A 421-nucleotide genomic window follows, 5' to 3' on the forward strand; every position below is an offset into this window, starting at 1 on the left:
ACGTCCATATTCTGTGGTTGCACGTCCATCTTTTATTACTAGCTGGTATTTGCCTGAGTTAATATTTATACCCAATAAAGCAACTTCGTTTATGCCATCGCTGTTTAAGTCACCCAGCTCCATTATTTGCTCTTCTGTCCAAGTCGCTGGCCAGCTAAAGTTCGCAATACGGGTATTGGCTAAGCGTCCATCGTTTACACGTAAAAATACTTTTCCACTGCTATTTTTACCATATAAAGCAACTTCGCTTACGTTATCCCCTGTGGTATCTGCAAGTAATAGGGGTTTAACGTCACTTAAGTCATTCGGCCAACTAAACGTGCGTATTACGCCTTGTTTATCGTGGCCTTTTTTAACTACCCATTGGTAACGGCCGTCATCTTTACGTTGACCAAATTGGCCCCAGTCTGTGGTGCCATCG

1 pseudogene is annotated in these 421 nt (G+C 43.0%); it reads right to left on the reverse strand.

Annotation, left to right across the window (positions count from 1 at the left end):
- A pseudogene (locus tag H5092_RS20440) lies at positions 1 to 421 on the reverse strand (hypothetical protein); the annotation flags it as partial.

It is taken from the genome of Pseudoalteromonas sp. SR41-7 (genome assembly GCF_014163935.1).
In the GTDB taxonomy this organism is placed as follows: Bacteria; Pseudomonadota; Gammaproteobacteria; order Enterobacterales; family Alteromonadaceae; genus Pseudoalteromonas; species Pseudoalteromonas distincta.